General features: G+C 59.8%; 12 protein-coding genes. 7 read left to right on the top strand and 5 right to left on the bottom strand.

The features are described 5' to 3' along the window. Positions 1–2 precede the first annotated feature (2 nt). On the bottom strand, positions 3–488 hold the full coding sequence (locus AB6729_RS04435) for a cytochrome c maturation protein CcmE (protein WP_371080354.1): 486 nt from the start codon (positions 486–488) through the stop codon (positions 3–5). A gap of 141 nt (positions 489–629) precedes the next feature. Here AB6729_RS04435 and thiC point away from each other — a divergent pair, with 141 nt between their 5' ends. Next, the gene (gene thiC, locus AB6729_RS04430; RefSeq protein WP_371080353.1) at positions 630–2,102 is read left to right on the top strand and encodes a phosphomethylpyrimidine synthase ThiC; all 1,473 of its coding nucleotides are present in this window, start codon (positions 630–632) and stop codon (positions 2,100–2,102) included. 855 nt (positions 2,103–2,957) lie between these two features. Here the strand turns inward: thiC and AB6729_RS04425 are convergent. Continuing rightward, complete coding sequence (locus tag AB6729_RS04425) at positions 2,958–4,307, bottom strand: replication-associated recombination protein A (protein ID WP_371080352.1); 1,350 nt, start codon at positions 4,305–4,307, stop codon at positions 2,958–2,960. Further along, on the bottom strand, positions 4,304–5,071 hold the full coding sequence (locus AB6729_RS04420; RefSeq protein ID WP_371080350.1) for a TrmH family RNA methyltransferase: 768 nt from the start codon (positions 5,069–5,071) through the stop codon (positions 4,304–4,306). The genes AB6729_RS04425 and AB6729_RS04420 overlap by 4 nt, the downstream gene beginning before the upstream one ends. Before the next feature lie 396 nt (positions 5,072–5,467). Between AB6729_RS04420 and AB6729_RS04415 the strand changes: the two genes are divergently transcribed. The 3 genes from AB6729_RS04415 (at position 5,468) to AB6729_RS04405 (ending at position 8,243) form a co-directional block, all read left to right on the top strand. Beyond that, positions 5,468–6,112: an L-threonylcarbamoyladenylate synthase gene (locus tag AB6729_RS04415; protein ID WP_371080349.1), complete on the top strand. Its 645-nt coding sequence runs from the start codon at positions 5,468–5,470 to the stop codon at positions 6,110–6,112. Positions 6,113–6,124: 12 nt separating this feature from the next. Then, positions 6,125–6,790 carry a YdcF family protein gene (locus AB6729_RS04410; RefSeq protein WP_371080348.1) on the top strand — a complete coding sequence of 222 codons (666 nt, stop codon included), beginning with the start codon at positions 6,125–6,127 and terminating at the stop codon, positions 6,788–6,790. Between the two features lie 163 nt (positions 6,791–6,953). Continuing rightward, positions 6,954–8,243 carry a YncE family protein gene (locus AB6729_RS04405; RefSeq protein WP_371080347.1) on the top strand — a complete coding sequence of 430 codons (1,290 nt, stop codon included), beginning with the start codon at positions 6,954–6,956 and terminating at the stop codon, positions 8,241–8,243. 519 nt (positions 8,244–8,762) lie between these two features. On the opposite strand, the gene AB6729_RS04400 is transcribed toward AB6729_RS04405, so the two are convergent. Next, positions 8,763–9,695, bottom strand: a complete 933-nt coding sequence (locus AB6729_RS04400; protein WP_371080346.1) for an anti-sigma factor domain-containing protein — start codon at positions 9,693–9,695, stop codon at positions 8,763–8,765. Further along, positions 9,692–10,381 (bottom strand): RNA polymerase sigma factor, encoded by a 690-nt coding sequence (locus AB6729_RS04395; protein WP_371080345.1) that lies wholly within the window; start codon positions 10,379–10,381, stop codon positions 9,692–9,694. The genes AB6729_RS04400 and AB6729_RS04395 overlap by 4 nt, the downstream gene beginning before the upstream one ends. A gap of 81 nt (positions 10,382–10,462) precedes the next feature. On the opposite strand from AB6729_RS04395, the gene AB6729_RS04390 reads away from it, so the two are divergent. The 3 genes from AB6729_RS04390 (at position 10,463) to AB6729_RS04380 (ending at position 14,787) form a co-directional block, all read left to right on the top strand. Then, entirely contained in the window at positions 10,463–11,239 is a 777-nt protein-coding gene (locus tag AB6729_RS04390) for a TlyA family RNA methyltransferase (protein ID WP_371080344.1), read from the top strand. Between the two features lie 373 nt (positions 11,240–11,612). Next, a complete protein-coding gene (locus tag AB6729_RS04385) occupies positions 11,613–12,467 on the top strand; it encodes an NAD(+)/NADH kinase (protein ID WP_371080343.1) in 855 nt (284 codons plus the stop codon). Positions 12,468–12,855: 388 nt separating this feature from the next. Further along, the gene (locus tag AB6729_RS04380) at positions 12,856–14,787 is read left to right on the top strand and encodes a M61 family peptidase (protein WP_371080342.1); all 1,932 of its coding nucleotides are present in this window, start codon (positions 12,856–12,858) and stop codon (positions 14,785–14,787) included. Positions 14,788–14,975 lie beyond the last annotated feature (188 nt).

Genomic DNA, 14,975 nt, shown 5'->3' with positions numbered 1-14,975 from the left:
CGCTATTTCAAGGGTGCAACCAGCGCAGCGGCGGAGGCTGCGTTTGGCATCGCTGCCGGTTGTGCGCCCGGCTTGGCTCCGTTGGGGGCGGGGGCGTACTTGCTGGCGCACTTGGCCTGGAGTTCGGTGGCCTGGAAGACGCCGTCGCGGCCCAGGTGGCCCATAGCGAGGGCCTGGGCGTCGTCCTTGAAGGTGTCTGGTGGGGGCTCCGTGCCCTCGTAGTTCACAGAGAGTTCCTTGCCCTGTTCCAGCAGGACGAACTGAGCGTGCGTGCCCACGCGCTGGATGGAGCCGGGCTTCACGTTACCGGCCACGCGCAGGTTGCGCTTGAAGGCCTTGTTGCCCATTGTCTGGAGTTCGCTGATGGTGCAGTAGTAGCTGGTCGCCTTGCTGTCGCGAGCACCCGCAATGGCGAGGAACAGGACAGCCCCGACGATGACGACGGTGGCGACGATGACCTTGACGGAGGAACGACCGGACTGGGACATAAGCTACCTCAGATTCTACTCCTGCACCTGCGGGCGGTGCTACGGTTACCGGACTGAGGAAGGCTGTGTCTGGCCGGCATTGACGATATACTTCGCCTTACAGCTATGCCGAAGAATGGCATCTGGGCAGGAGACACATCCATGAGCACATCGACGAACGGGCACAAGCATAACGGGAACGATTACACCGTTCCAAAGCCGCGCGAGCAATGGATTGTGAACCGCAAGGCCGAAGCCGCCAGGACCGGCGACTGGAACATGAGCCAGATGCACTTCGCTCGTCTCGGGATGATCACCGAGGAAATGGCCTATGTGGCGCACAAGGAGAAGCTGGAGGCCGAGTTCATCCGGCAGGAGATCGCCAAGGGAACGATGATTATCCCGGCGAATATCAACCATACAGAGCTGGAGCCGATGTGCATTGGCGTGGGTTCGCTGTGCAAGATCAACGCCAATATCGGCAATAGCGCCATCACCAGCAATGTGGATGAGGAACTGCGCAAGCTGCATACCGCGGTGCATTATGGCGCGGATACGGTCATGGACCTGTCGACCGGTGGCGACATCCCGATGATCCGCGAGGCCATTCTGCGGCATTCTCCGGTGCCGATTGGAACGGTGCCGTTGTACGAGGCGCTGAGCCGTGTCAAGCGTGTTGAGGACCTCAACATCGACATCTACATGGAGGTACTGGAAGAGCAGGCGCAGCAAGGTGTGGACTACTTCACGATCCATGCAGGGGTGCTGATCCAGTACGTGCCGATGGTGTCGAAGCGCATCACCGGCATCGTGTCGCGTGGCGGCGCAATCATGGCGCAGTGGATGACGAGCAATCACAAGCAGAACTTCCTGTACGAGAACATCGAGCGCATCCACAAGTTGATGGCGAAGTACGACGTCAGCTACTCCTTTGGTGACGGTCTGCGTCCCGGATGCGTGGCAGATGCCAGCGACGAAGCGCAGTTTGCCGAGCTGGCGACGCTGGGCGAGTTGACGCGCAGTGCGTGGAAGCACGATGTGCAGGTGATGATCGAAGGCCCCGGACATGTGCCGATGGACAAGATCAAGGAGCAGGTGGACAAGGAAGTGGAGCTTTGCGACGGCGCTCCGTTTTACGTGCTTGGGCCGCTGGTTACGGACATTGCTCCGGGTTATGACCACATCACCAGTGCGATTGGCGCGGCGATGATCGGTTGGCATGGCGCGGCGATGCTTTGCTATGTGACGCCGAAGGAACATCTCGGTCTGCCGAATGAGAAGGACGTGAAGGACGGCATCATTGCATACAAGATTGCGGCTCATGCGGCAGACATTGCGCGGCATCGTCCGGGCGCGCGCGATCGTGACGATGCGATCTCGCACGCTCGCTACACGTTCGATTGGGACGCGCAGTTTGACCTGTCGCTTGACCCTGAAACCGCTCGCGGGATGCACGATGAGACGCTGCCGGATGACTACTACAAGGAAGCCGCGTTCTGCAGCATGTGCGGTCCGAAGTTCTGCTCGATGAACTGGTCTTCGAAGGTCGACAAGTACAACGAGGAAGTTCATGGGCTAAAGAAGCCGGAACTGACCCAGATCATGACGGAGCAACTGGTTTCTTTGCGCGGCTAGTTCTCTAGATATTCAGGGGGGTACCCCTTGTTTTCTCTGAGCTCCTATTTCTATTAGGTCTATGGGTTTTGTGTCGCTAAAATCGTCTGCCTGTGGGGGTAGGGGTAAATCGTCTTTTTAAATGTGTTAGGGCCGCGCTTTGCGCGGCCCTTTTCTTTCCTGTTTCTGTTTGGTGATTTGGTGGAAAATACCATGCCAAGTCTCTTTGGTTTGTTGGAGTTGGGTGGTTTGAGGGCCTTGACAGCACTTCGTGCCGTTCTCGACGAGCGGCCAGCCATGGTCGTTCCGTGGGCGCGCGGGGGTTGATTCATGCTCCTGTTTGTCTTTTTGGCCGCGCGGTTTTCTTGGTTTGGGTTTCTTATGGCACGGCTGAAGCCGTGCCCCTCCAAAGAAGACGCGCTTTGCGTGTATGAGCTTCGCCTTGCGAAGCTGGGTTTGGAGTTGGGGCTGGAAGCTTGTTGCGGTCTTGGCGGGATGAGGGTTCGTCGGGATTCTTCGCTTTGCTCAGAATGACGCTCTTTTGACCGTATGAGCTTCGCTGGACGCACGTTATGCGTTGGATCGCTCCCTTTGGAGCGATGCCCAGGTTAGCTTCGCGAACCTGGGGCACCCGGCACCCGGTTTGGTGGCTGGTGGTTGGTTGGGTTTCCTGGTGCTTTGTAGAGGGTGTGGAAGAATGCAGGTCCTTCAGCTACGCTTCGCTTCGTTCAGGATGACGGTCTTTCGACCGTATGAGCTTCGCTGGGGATGGTCTTTGACCGTTGGAGCTTCACTGACTGTCTTTGGACCGTGGGCGCTTCGCTGGACGGTCTTTTGAGTGTTGGAGCTCTGCTGGAAGGCCTTCGATCTCGTTCTTTACTTTTGTTTTGATTTGCGGGCTTCGGCCTTGGTGCGGGTGATTTCTTCCATGCGCTGGCCGAGTTGGCGTTCACGGCCCTGGTCGGTGGGCCGGTAATAGCGGCGGTCTTCGAGGCCTTCGGGGAGGCATTGCATGTCAGCGACCTTGCCCGGGAGGTCGTGGGCGTACTGGTAGTCCCTGCCGTAGTTCAGGTTCTTGAGCAGGCGCGTGGGGGCGTTGCGCAGGTGCAGCGGGACGGGTTGTGCGCCGGTGGCGTTTACGTCTGCGGCGGTCTCGTTGAAGGCGACGTAGACGGCGTTGGATTTGGGTGCGAGCGCGAGGTAGACGACGGCCTGCGCGAGTGCGAGTTCGCCTTCGGGGGACCCCAGGAGGTGCATTGCCTGTTGCGCTGACAAGGTGAGGTTCAGCGCTTCTGGCGCGGCTAATCCGATGTCTTCTACTGCCATGCGCACGACGCGGCGTGCGACGTACATGGGGTCTTCGCCTGCGGCTAACATGCGACGGAGCCAGTAGAGCGAGGCGTCGACGTCGGAGTTGCGCACGCTTTTGTGGAGGGCGCTGATGAGGTCGTAGTGCTGCTCGCCGTTCTTGTCGTAGAGGAGCGTGCGCTGTTGCAGCGCGTCGCCGACGGCTTCGCGGGTGAGCGTGGTTTCGCCGCGGCCGATGAGGAGCGATGCGGCGGTTTCGAGCGCGTTGAGGGCGTAGCGGGCGTCGCCGTTGGAGAAGGAGGCGATGGCTTCGAGTGCGCCTTCGGCTGCGGTGAGCTGGAGGCTGGCGAGGCCGCGATCTTCGTCGATGAGGGCGCGCTGGAGGAGTTCTACGATCTCGCTGTCGGGGATGGATTGCAGAACGTAGACGCGGCAGCGGGAGAGCAGCGCGGCGTTGACTTCAAAGGATGGATTTTCGGTGGTTGCTCCGATGAGGCGGATGGCGCCACGTTCGACGAAGGGCAGGAAGGCGTCCTGCTGGGCCTTGTTGAAGCGATGGATCTCGTCGACGAAGAGGATGGTGCGAGAACCGGAGGCGGCGGCGCGTTCCGCGTCGGCCATGACCTGCTTGATTTCCTTGATGCCGGCGGTAACGGCGGAGAACTCAATGAAGGTGGCGGAGGTGGCACGCGCGATGATTTTGGCGAGGGTGGTTTTGCCGGTGCCGGGCGGGCCCCAGAAGATCATGGAGCCGGGTTCGCCGCGTTCGATGGCGAGACGCAGGGGCTTGCCCGGGCCGATGAGGTGCTTCTGGCCTGCGAACTCGTCGAGGTTGCGCGGGCGCATACGCTCTGGTAGCGGTATATCGCGGCGGTTGAGCGGTGTTGCTGGTTCGAGATTGGCGAAGAGACTGCTCATCGGAAGTTCCTTTGTTGGGATGCTTCGTAGAGCAGAAGGGAACCTGCGACGGCGGCGTTGAGGCTCTCCGTGGGACCGGTGGTGGCTAAGGTGATCTGCCTGTCGCAGAGGGCGAGCATTTTCTCTGACACGCCCGCACCTTCGTTGCCGATGACGAGGGCGATGGTGCCTCGGAGATCGGTAGCGTGGGCAGCTTCGCCGTCTTTGGCTACGGCGGCCAGGAGTTGGGTGTCTACGGCTTTTAATGCCTGGATCAACGTGTTATCGCAACGAGGTAGCGGGATGCGGAAGGCGGCACCTGCGGCGGCGCGGAGGCATTTGCCGTTCCAGGGATCGGCGGTGCCGGGCGTGAGTGCGACGGCGGAGGCTCCGAAGGCTTCGGCGGAGCGGATCAGGGTGCCGAGATTGCCGGGGTCCTGCAGGCCGTCCGCGATGAGGAGCAGGTCGCCGGTGCGTGGGGCATAGGGAAGTTCGGGGCGTTCGAGCAGTGCTGCTGCGCCCTGCGCGTTTTCGGTTTCGGTGGCGCTCTGGAAGGCGTCGGGCGAGAGGAGGAGGATTTCGCGGGCGGCGTCTTCAGGAAGGTCGCGCAGGAGGTGCGCGTGGTCTTCGCGGAGGTAGAGGGTGTCGAGCTGCAGGCCGCTCGTGATGGCCTCGCGGATGAGATGGAAGCCTTCGATGCCGATGTGATCGGACTTGCGCGTGGTCAGCGCGGCGCGGAGGGCTTTGACGCGGGCGTTGGTGCGGCTTGTGATTCGTTCGGGCATTGCTCTGGTAAGTGTAGCGGGGCTTGCGCTCTGGCATTTCCGCAAGGGAGAGGGATGCAGGTCCTTCAGCTTCGCTTTGCTTCGTTCAGGATGACGACCTTTGGTCGTTTGATCGCACTTTGTGCGATACCCAGGTTAGCTTCGCGAACCTGGGGCACCCGGTTTTGGGGCTGGAAGGGTTGTACGGTTGTGGTGAGGTAGAGTTCCTCGGGATTCTTCGCTTCGCTCAGAATGACGGCTTTGGCTGTATGAGATTCGATGGATGACGGGATTCGTTTAAGGTCGGCTGGGTCAGGAACTGATTGTTGGGGGATTAAGTTGTTGTGGCTGCTTGCGTTCCGGTGTGGTTTGGGCGATGCTGCGGTTGAGGTTCTTCGCGGGATCCTGGGAGTGTGCATGTCGGCAGAAGTGTTGCGGATTCATCCGGATGAACCAGAGGCTGAGCTGGTGGGCTATGTGGCGCAGTGTGTGGAGCGTGGGCAGGTGGTGGCGCTGCCGACGGATACTTTCTACGGTCTGGCCGTAGACCCGGTGAATCTGCGTGCGGTGGAACAGATTTACGAGTTGAAGAGCCGCGCGAAGCATAAGCCGCTGTCGCTGCTGATTGGAAGCATGGCGCAGGGATATGAGCTGGCGCGGGGACTGGACAGCGCGTTTGACAGGCTGGCGGAACGGTTCTGGCCCGGGCCGCTGACGATCATTGTGAAGGCGGGGTCCAAGCTGCCGCTGCGGGTGACCGCGCACACCGGCAATGTGGCGATCCGCGTGCCGGAAGCGCCGATTGCGCGTGCGGTGGTGGAGCACCTGGGATTGCCGATTACGGCGACGTCGGCGAACCTGGCAGGGCATCCGGAATGCACACATGCGCGATGCGTGCGGGAGCAGTTGGGCGATAAAATTCCGCTGATTGTGGATGGCGGGCCGACGGCGCGGACGGTGCCGACGACGATTGTGGATCTGAGCGGCGGCGGGAACTCGTGGATGATTCTGCGTGAGGGTGCGATTCCCACCCATGAGATTGCGCTGGCTTTGCAGCACTAACACGAAAGGCACATGGCACGACGACACGGAAGACGGCAGGGCAGCAGCGGACATCCGTTCCGAACGCTGCTGGTGGTGATCGCGCTGATCGCCGCGGTGTGGTTTGCCAGTTTGTATATGCGCATTGACCGCGTGGCGCAGGAAGATCAGGCAGCGCCCTCGGATGCGATTGCGGTCTTTGGAGCGGCGCAGTATGTGGGGCATCCGTCGCCGGTGTACCATGCGCGGCTGGACCATGTGGTGAGTTTGTATAACCACGGAATGGCGCCTTACATTGTGACGCTGGGCGGGACCGCGGATAAGAAGAACGGACTCAGCGAAGGTGATGTGGGGCGAAATTATCTGCTGGCCAATGGCGTGCCGTATGACCACATTATTGCGGAGACGGAGTCGCTGGATAGTGGGCAGCAGGTGGATCAGCTGGCGCGTATTGCACGTGAGAATGGATGGAAGCGCGTGATTGTGGTGAGCGATGGGACGCATCTGTTCCGCATACGGGCGCTGTGCGAACGAGAGGGGCTGGATGTGTTGACTTCGCCGCGGGCGCCGTATGGAAATTTGTCTGCGTGGGGACACTTCCGGCGGATTGGGCATGAGATGTTGAGTTATACGTTCCTTCGGCTGCATGTGGAGGCTGGATGGGCGAAACGATGGATGGAAGGGAAGGAAGAGGCGTAAATGTTGTTCTTCCGGCGTCTGTTCGATGACGATTTGAGGATGACTTCGTCTCTCGGTTGAGGAATGCAATACAGGCATCTGCAAAGGTGCCGGGGTTGTGGCCTTGTTTCCGTTACAATCTGAAGATGGCGGGGCCGCAGTGCTCCCGAAGCAGGAGCAGCGTTTGGTTTCACTTCCACGTCAGGTATTTCGCGTAAGCGCGGCTGGTCTGAGCGCAATTGCGGTGTTGGCCGTTGCCGGTTGCGGCAATAACTATCGGCCAGTTGTCAGTGCGATCAATCCGGTTGGGCCTTCAACCCAGCCGCAGGTATATGCCACGGCGGTCGCCGATCCGGGCAACGGTAACGATGGCCTTGCCACGGTGATTAACGTCTTTGGTGAGACGGTGGCCGCAACGGCGGCTGTCGCTCCGAGTCCGCTGTACTTTACCGTGGATTCCGGCGGCCAGGCGTACGTTCTGCATAGCGGCAATTCTGTTATCGACTCATTTAGTGCTGCGGAAGGCCTGATGACGACGACGGTGAAACATTCGTCGCTGGCGCAGGGCGTGAACCCGCTGCAGATCACCACGAACGGTACCGCAGGGCCGGTGTTCATCATTGAGCCGTCAGTGGACAAGGTGGCTGTGATGTCGGCGGGAACGCCACCGACGATCCGGCAGGAACTGCCTGTTCCGGCGAATCCGGTGTACACGATTGCAAATCCCTCGGCAACGCGCGTGTATACGCTGAGCCAGGGCGACACCCCGGGTACGAGCCTGGGCTGGGCCTCGGCGATTGAAGCGGGTACGGGGACTTCGAATAATGCTGTTTCCGCAACACTTCAGGTTGGCGTCAGCCCGGTTTACGGCGTGATGACTCCTGATGCACGCCGTGCCTTTGTTCTGAACCAGGGCAGCGGCACCGTGACCGTGATCAACACGGTGGGCAATAACCTTGATAAGACCATTACGGTGGGATCGAACCCGTTGTGGGCTGACGTGGCTCCTGCAATTAATGAAATTGCTGTTCTGAACCAGGGCACTGGGACGTCAGCCGGCTCACTGAGCATCATTAACGTGGCACTCTGCAGCCAGATCGCGCTGCCGGGCAACGCTGCTTGCGATCCTAATAATCCGGCGGATGCTGTAAATTTCGGCCAGGTACTGGCGACGGTTCCCGTGGGAATCAAGCCGGTGCAGGTGGCGATTCTGTCCGATCTGAGCAAGGCTTACGTGGCGAACTCCGACGGTACGGTTACAGTGGTGGACATGAACACCATGGTGGCTACCAAGACGATCACCGTGGGCGGTAAGCTGAACTGGATTCAGGCTGTCGCGGGTAATCCTACCGGCAAGGTGCTGGTGACCGCAGCCGATACGCAGGTATTGACCATGATCCGCACCGATACGGACGTTGTGACGTCGACCATCCAGCTGCAGGGTAAGGGTATTGGAGTTCGCGTTTCGCAGTAGTTTGATTGTTGGATTTTTGGTGAGAGGGGGCCTTCGGGTCCCCTTTTGCTTTTGGGTTTCCTGATGCGTTGTAGAGGATGTGGAGGAATGCAGGTCCTTCGGCTCCACTTCGTTTCGCTCAGGATGACGGTCTTCGACCGTATGAGCTTCGCTGGGTTCGTGCTTTGCACGAATACCCCAGGTTAGCTTCGCGAACCCGGGCACCCGGTTTTGTGGCTGCTGGTTCGTTTTGGGTTTCCTGATGCGTTGTAGAGGGTTGAGAGGAATACAGGTCCTTCGGCTTTACTTCGTTTCGCTCAGGATGACGGTCTTTGACCGGGGAGCTTCGCTGGTTCGTGCTTTGCACGAATACCCAGGTTAGCTTCGCGAACCTGGGGCACCCGGTTTTGTGGCTGGAAGCTTCCAGAGGCCATGGCAGGATGAGAGTCTGTCGGGATTCTTCGCTGCGCTCAGAATGACCGTCACGTGTATTTGCTTTGTGGGCAATACGCGTGAGAGCTTTTGGCTGTCTTGTGTTGCTTATGCGCCGATCATGAGGATGGGCAGCGTGGGATTGTTGGCTCCGCCCTCTTCTTCCATCGTGACGCCGAAGGTGCCTGCGACGACGCCCTTGGGGATGTCAGGCAGGACGACGCTGGCGTAGCCGCGTTCGTCGGGACGGAAGGTGCCGGCGGGGATGGGTGTGCGACCGTCGCCTACAGGGATGAGCCAGAGTTCGTAGACTTTGCCTGCGGGCAACTGGTCAAGATTGGCACCCTGGAAGATGAGCGAGCCTGTTTCCGATACGTAGGTGACGCGGGCGTTGGAGATGGGCTGCGAGCTTTGCTTCGTGAGTTGGAAGCGCTGGGCGGCGCTGTTGCGCAGGACGTCCAGCGCGCGCAAGGACTTGTCCGACTCCGATGCGATGTGTGCCGCCTTCGCATTGGCAGCGGCAGTGGTCCCCTGAAGTATTTCGGCCTTATGCCACATGGTCCATGTGCTGACGGCGAGCCCCACAGCCAAAGCCCATCCTACCCAGGGCAGAAGTGTGGCGAGGAGGCCGCGTTGCGGTTCTTCTGCCTGGAAGGAGCGGAAGGGAAACGAGGTTTCCGGCGAAGGTGTGTAGCTGTCGTCACGGATAGGGCTGAGGCGATCAGGCGCGGGTTCCGGTGCGAAGATCGGCTCTGTGGCAATGGCGTGCTGCGCCGTGGCGCGGTCGGCGACGGAATGAACCGCAGACTTCTTGCCGCGCGCGACCTGTTTCAGCAGGCGCTGACGGCAGAGTGCGGGCGGTGTGTGCTGTTCCGGTGTCAGGGACAGCAGGATGAGGTCGCCGCGGACGTTGGCCAGTTCCTTGCGGGCTTCGGGCGAATGCTGCAGAAATTCCTGAAGGCGGGTTTGCTCTTCCGGCACCAGCAGTTGCAGGGCGTACAGGTAGAGGTCTTCCGCGGTGACGGGTGGTTGCCGGGTCATACCTGCATCGCCTTTCTGAGCTGAAGGAGGCCTGTGCGGATGCGCGTCTTGACGGTGGCCGCGGGTTCGCCTGTGAGTTCTGCAATCTCAGTGTGGGTGAGGCCATCGAAAAAGGCCATGTCGAGCGCTTTGCGCTGGTCGAGCGGCAGACGCAGCAGGGCGGCATGGGTGCGTTCAAGTGTGGCGCTGCGCTCCGATTCTTCGGAGAGACGGACTGCGGAGGGCAGTTGGAATTCCTGCACCTGCGGGTCGGTTTTTTTGCGGCGCAGCGTGTCCAGCGAGCGGTGGCGTGCTGCTACAGCGAGCGATCCGCCCAGCGATGCGGTTACGTCCTGAAATGATTCCGATTGATTCCAGAGATGCAGGAAGACTTCGTGCAGAACGTCTTCAGCAGCCGAAGGATCGCGCAGAACGCGGAGAGCGACCGAGTAAACGAGTTTGGAGTAGCGGTCGAAGAGTTGCGCCATGGCAGCTTCATCGCCGCGCTGAATGCCACGCAGGAGGAAGTTGTCGTCGCTGGCTGGCAGCACTTCGCTTTCGCGGACGAAGGAACGCGCGAAGGGTTCCGCGGGATTGGGTCGCGGTGTGATATTGCCGAAAGAGAATTCTGATGGCGCCATGGGTATGGATGAAGTCAGCGCGTCCTCAGGCGGTGTGCGTTTCCAGAACTGGATGCGAATCCGCAAAGGCGACCTGACCTCCCGTTGAGTTTAACCCGCAGGTGCGGGCTTTGTGCAATCTGCGAGGATGGGAAAGGAGGCTGAAAGATGGCAAAGGTTCGTTTGGATAAGGCATTGGTGGAGCGTGGGCTGGCTCCTTCGCGAGAACGTGCCGCGAGTCTTATCCTGGCCGGCCGCGTGCTGGTGGACGAGCAGAAACAGACCAAGGCGGGGTTTGCGATGGCCGAGGATGCGGCGATTCGTATTCTGGGCGAGGAGATGCCGTATGTCAGCCGCGGTGGATTGAAGCTGCGCGGTGCGCTGGATCACTGGAAGATGGAGCTTGCGGGGCGTCTGTGCGTGGACATTGGCGCCTCTACTGGCGGCTTTACGGATTGTATGTTGCAGGCGGGTGCAGTTGCGGTTCTTGCCGTGGATACGGGGTATGGGCAGCTTGCGATGTCGTTGCGTAATGATGCGCGCGTGAAGCTGCTGGAACGCACGAATGCGCGGCTGCTGGAGCCGGGTGTGTTGTTGCGAGAGGCTTCTTCGCTGTCGGCTGATGTTGCGCCGAGTTTTTTCTGCATGGATGTTTCGTTTATCTCTGCGTCGCTGGTGATTGGGCCGGTGGTGGCTTCGTTGACGAAACCGGAGTCGCGCTGGGTAGGCGAGTGCGTGGTGCTGGTGAAGCCGCAGTTTGAAGCCGGACGCGAATGGGTGGGCAAGGGCGGCATTGTGCGCGATCCGCAGGCGTATGGCATTGCAACGGAGCGCGTGAAAGAGGCGATTCGTGTGGCAGGTGGCGAGACGGTGGAGGTGATTGATTCGCCGATTACAGGGATGGAAGGGAACCGGGAGTTTTTGTTGTATGCGCGGTTTGCGTGAGGTGGCTTCGGGGACACATTCTTGTGAGGGAGAAGAATGCAGGTCCTTCAGCTCCGCTCCGCCTCGTTCAGGATGACGGTCTTTGACCGTATGAGCTTTGCTGGGTTCGTGCTTCGCACGAATACCCAGGTTAGCTTCGCGAACCTGGGGCACCCGGTTTTGTGGCTGGAAGGCTTGTGGCGACCTTGGCAGGATGAGGGTTCGTCGGGATTCTTCGCTTTGCTCAGAATGACAAGCCTTGTTTGTACGATCTGCGTTTGTACGATCTGCGGGGAATGACGGATTTTGTTTGTCTGAGTTTTGATGACAACGACGAACTTTGTATGAGTCGGGCTTTCGCGGAGCCGGTTGGGGGCAAGTACACTAAACAGGCATGCAGCACGTTGCCATTATTTCGAAGCCGCAGAAACCGGAACTCGCAACTTTGTTGCCGGAACTTATTTACTTTCTCAAAGAGCGTGGCTTTGAAGCGCATCTGGATGAGACCAGCGCGGCGTATGTGAAGGAACATGGCATGGCGCGGAACACCATGGCGGGTTGTTGTCCGTCGCTGGTGATTGTGCTGGGTGGGGATGGGACGCTGCTGTCCGCGGCACGGGCGTTTGCGAAAACGGATACGCCGATCCTGAGCGCGAATCTTGGTTCGTTAGGTTTCCTAACGGAAGTTCCGCTGTCGGAAATCTATAAGACATTTGATGCCTGGCAGGAGGGTTCCTGCTCCGTGGACCAGCGAAGCATGATGCATGCGGAGCTGTGGCGCGATGACGAGGTGTACCAGGCGTGGGACGCGCTGAATGATGTGGTGATCAGCAAGGGCGCGATTGCGCGTATGGGCGATTACTCCATCCAGATTGGCGGTCAGAGTGTGGCGCGGTTTCGCGCGGATGGTGTGATCGTTTCCACGCCGACGGGGTCGACCGCATATAGCCTGGCGGCGGATGGGCCGATTGTGATGGGCAGCGTGGAGGCGATGGTGGTAACGCCGATCTGTCCGCACCTGCTGACGCTGCGGCCGATTGTGACACCGGCGGATACGGAGATTCGCATCTCCGTTGTGGGGATTGCGGACCAGACGTTTCTCACAGTGGATGGGCAGGAAGCTGTGGAGCTGAAGGTGGCAGACGAGGTGCATTGCCGCCGTTCGCAGTATTCGGTGCGGCTGGTGCGGCTGGGCGAGCATGGTTTGTTCAATGTGCTGCGATCGAAGTTGAAGTGGGGCGAGCGGTAAGAGTTTCCCTCTGGGGCTAAAGACCCATTCTCCTTGTCTGCTTTTTATGGCAGGGCTGAAGCCTCTGCCCCTCAAAGAAGACGACCTTCGGTCGTTTGATCGCGTCTTTGACGCGATGCCCAGGTTAGCTTCGCGAACCTGGGGCACCCGGTTTTGTGGCTGCTGGTTCGTTTTTGGGTTTCCTGATGCGTTGTAGAGGGTTGAGAGGAATGCAGGTCCTTCGGCTTCACTTTGTTTCGCTCAGGATGACGGTCTTTGACCGTGGGAGCCGTACGTTCTGCATGACGGGCGTTGGCGTGGTTGCTGCTGTCGTGGCAGGATGTAGCATCAGTGCAGACGCGAATTTCTTTGTACGCCTCGCGTATTTTCCTTTCGAGTTTAGCCTTTCATGCTGAAGAGTTCCCGCAGTCTTGTTGCCGCCGCAGTGCTTGCGTGCGGTGTGTCCCAGCTTCATGCGCAGAAGACGCCGATCCAGATCACGGCTGATCTGACGGAGGGCGTTCGCCACCTGTATCACGCGGAGATTGATATTCCGGTGAAGCCGGATTCGACGGTGGACCTGATCACGCCGAAGTGGATTCCGGGAACACATGCGCCGGGTGGGCCGCTTGGCTCGATCACGGGCGTGGTGTTTACGGGCAGTGGCGAGACGCTGAAGTGGCGTCGCGATGATGTGGAGCTGGCCGAATTTCACGTGACGGTGCCGAAGGGCGTGACGTCGATCCATGCGCATCTGGACTGCATTATTCCGGGGCGCGTGACGTCGAAGATGAGCGTGCTGGAGTGGGAGCACCTGATGCTGTATCCGGCGCATGTGCCGGTCAAAGAGATTGCGATTCAGCCGTCGGTGACGGTGCCCGCGGGATGGGGAACGGGCACGGCGCTGAAGCCGGTGGGTACTGTTCCTACACCGAAGACAACGGGCGTTCTGGAAGGTGCGCACACGCCGCCTGCGGATGCAGTAACGACGAAGTATGACGTGACGAACGTGGAGCAGTTGGAAGATTCGCCGGTGATCACGGGCAAATACTTCCATGAGTTCGCGCTGGCTCCGGAGATTTCGCCGAAGCACTTTCTTGACGTGGTAGCGGATGAGCCGGAGGACGCGAAGATGCGTCCGGAGACGCTGGCGGAGATTGGGAACCTGGTTCGTGAAGCGGATGCGAATTATGGTTCGCATCATTACAACGAGTACCACTTTTTGCTGACGCTTTCGGATCGCGCGGGTGGCGAGGGGCTGGAGCATGGCCAGTCTTCCGACAACGGTGTAGGCGAGAAGGGATTTGCGGATGACGTGCATCAGTTGGCCGAGGCCGACCTGCTGGCGCATGAGTTTACGCATTCGTGGAACGGCAAGTATCGGCGTCCTGCGCGGCTGTATCAACCGGATTTTGCCACGGCGCAACAGGGCGACCTGATGTGGGTGTACGAGGGCATGACACAGTACTGGGGCAATGTGCTGGCGGCGCGCGCGGGGCTGAAAAATGCTGAGGGATATCGCGATCTGCTGGCGATGTCGGCTGCGTCGTTGGATTACAAGCGCGGCCGCAACTGGCGTTCGACCGAAGATACGGCGATTGCGGGAAGCCTGATTCGCGGCGGCAATCCGCAGTGGATGAACTGGCGTCGTGGGCAGGACTATTACCAGGAAGGCGAGCTGGTCTGGCTGGATGCGGATACGCTGATCCGCAAGCTGACGGATAACAAGAAGTCGCTGACGGATTTTGCGAAGATATTCCTGGGCAAGGGCGGCAACACGGGGCCGCTGATTGTCGGGTATGAGTTCCCTGAGATTGTTGCCGATCTGAACCAGGTGGTGAAGTACGACTGGGACAAGTTCCTGCGCGACCGCATTAACGGCGTGAACCCTCAGGTGGATCTGGACGGCATTGAACGCGGTGGCTACAAGCTGGTGTATCAGGATCATCCGAGCAAGGGTGAGCGGATGTTGTCGAGCAGCCGTCGCGGTGGTTTGAATGTCTGGTATTCACTGGGTATTCGCATTATCGGCGAGGGCGTGATCGGCGATGTGTTGTGGGATGGGCCTGCGGACCGCGCGAAGCTGGGGCCGGGAGAGAAGATTGTCAGCGTGAATGGGCTGGCGTTCTCCGGCGATGCTCTGAAGTCGGCGATTGTGAAGGCGAAGACTGATTCTGCGCCGATTCACCTGCTGGTGCAGCAGGAGGATACGATTCGTCCCGTGGATGTGGACTATCACGATGGCGAGCGTTATGCCGTGCTGGTGCGACAGGAAGGCACGCCGGATTATCTGGGCGACATTCTGAAGCCGTTGACGACACCACAGACTGCAGCCAAGTAGCGCATAGACAGTAGGGGCCCGTTCGCGAGATTCGCGGGCGGGTCCTTTTCTGTTGGGCGCCGGCGCAGGTTTTCGTCTGCTGGCGGTTGTTCGTGTGGTGATGTGACATAATCGCAACTTCCTGCTGTGAAGTGCGTTCTAACGTATACGGGCAGGCCGTAATGGTTGAGGGGCCGCAAGCCCGGCGG

Origin of the sequence: Terriglobus sp. RCC_193 (assembly GCF_041355105.1) — a bacterium.
GTDB lineage: Bacteria > Acidobacteriota > Terriglobia > Terriglobales > Acidobacteriaceae > Terriglobus.
The sequence above is the reverse complement of the archived record's forward strand: the minus strand, read 5'-3'. Positions and strand labels throughout refer to the sequence as shown.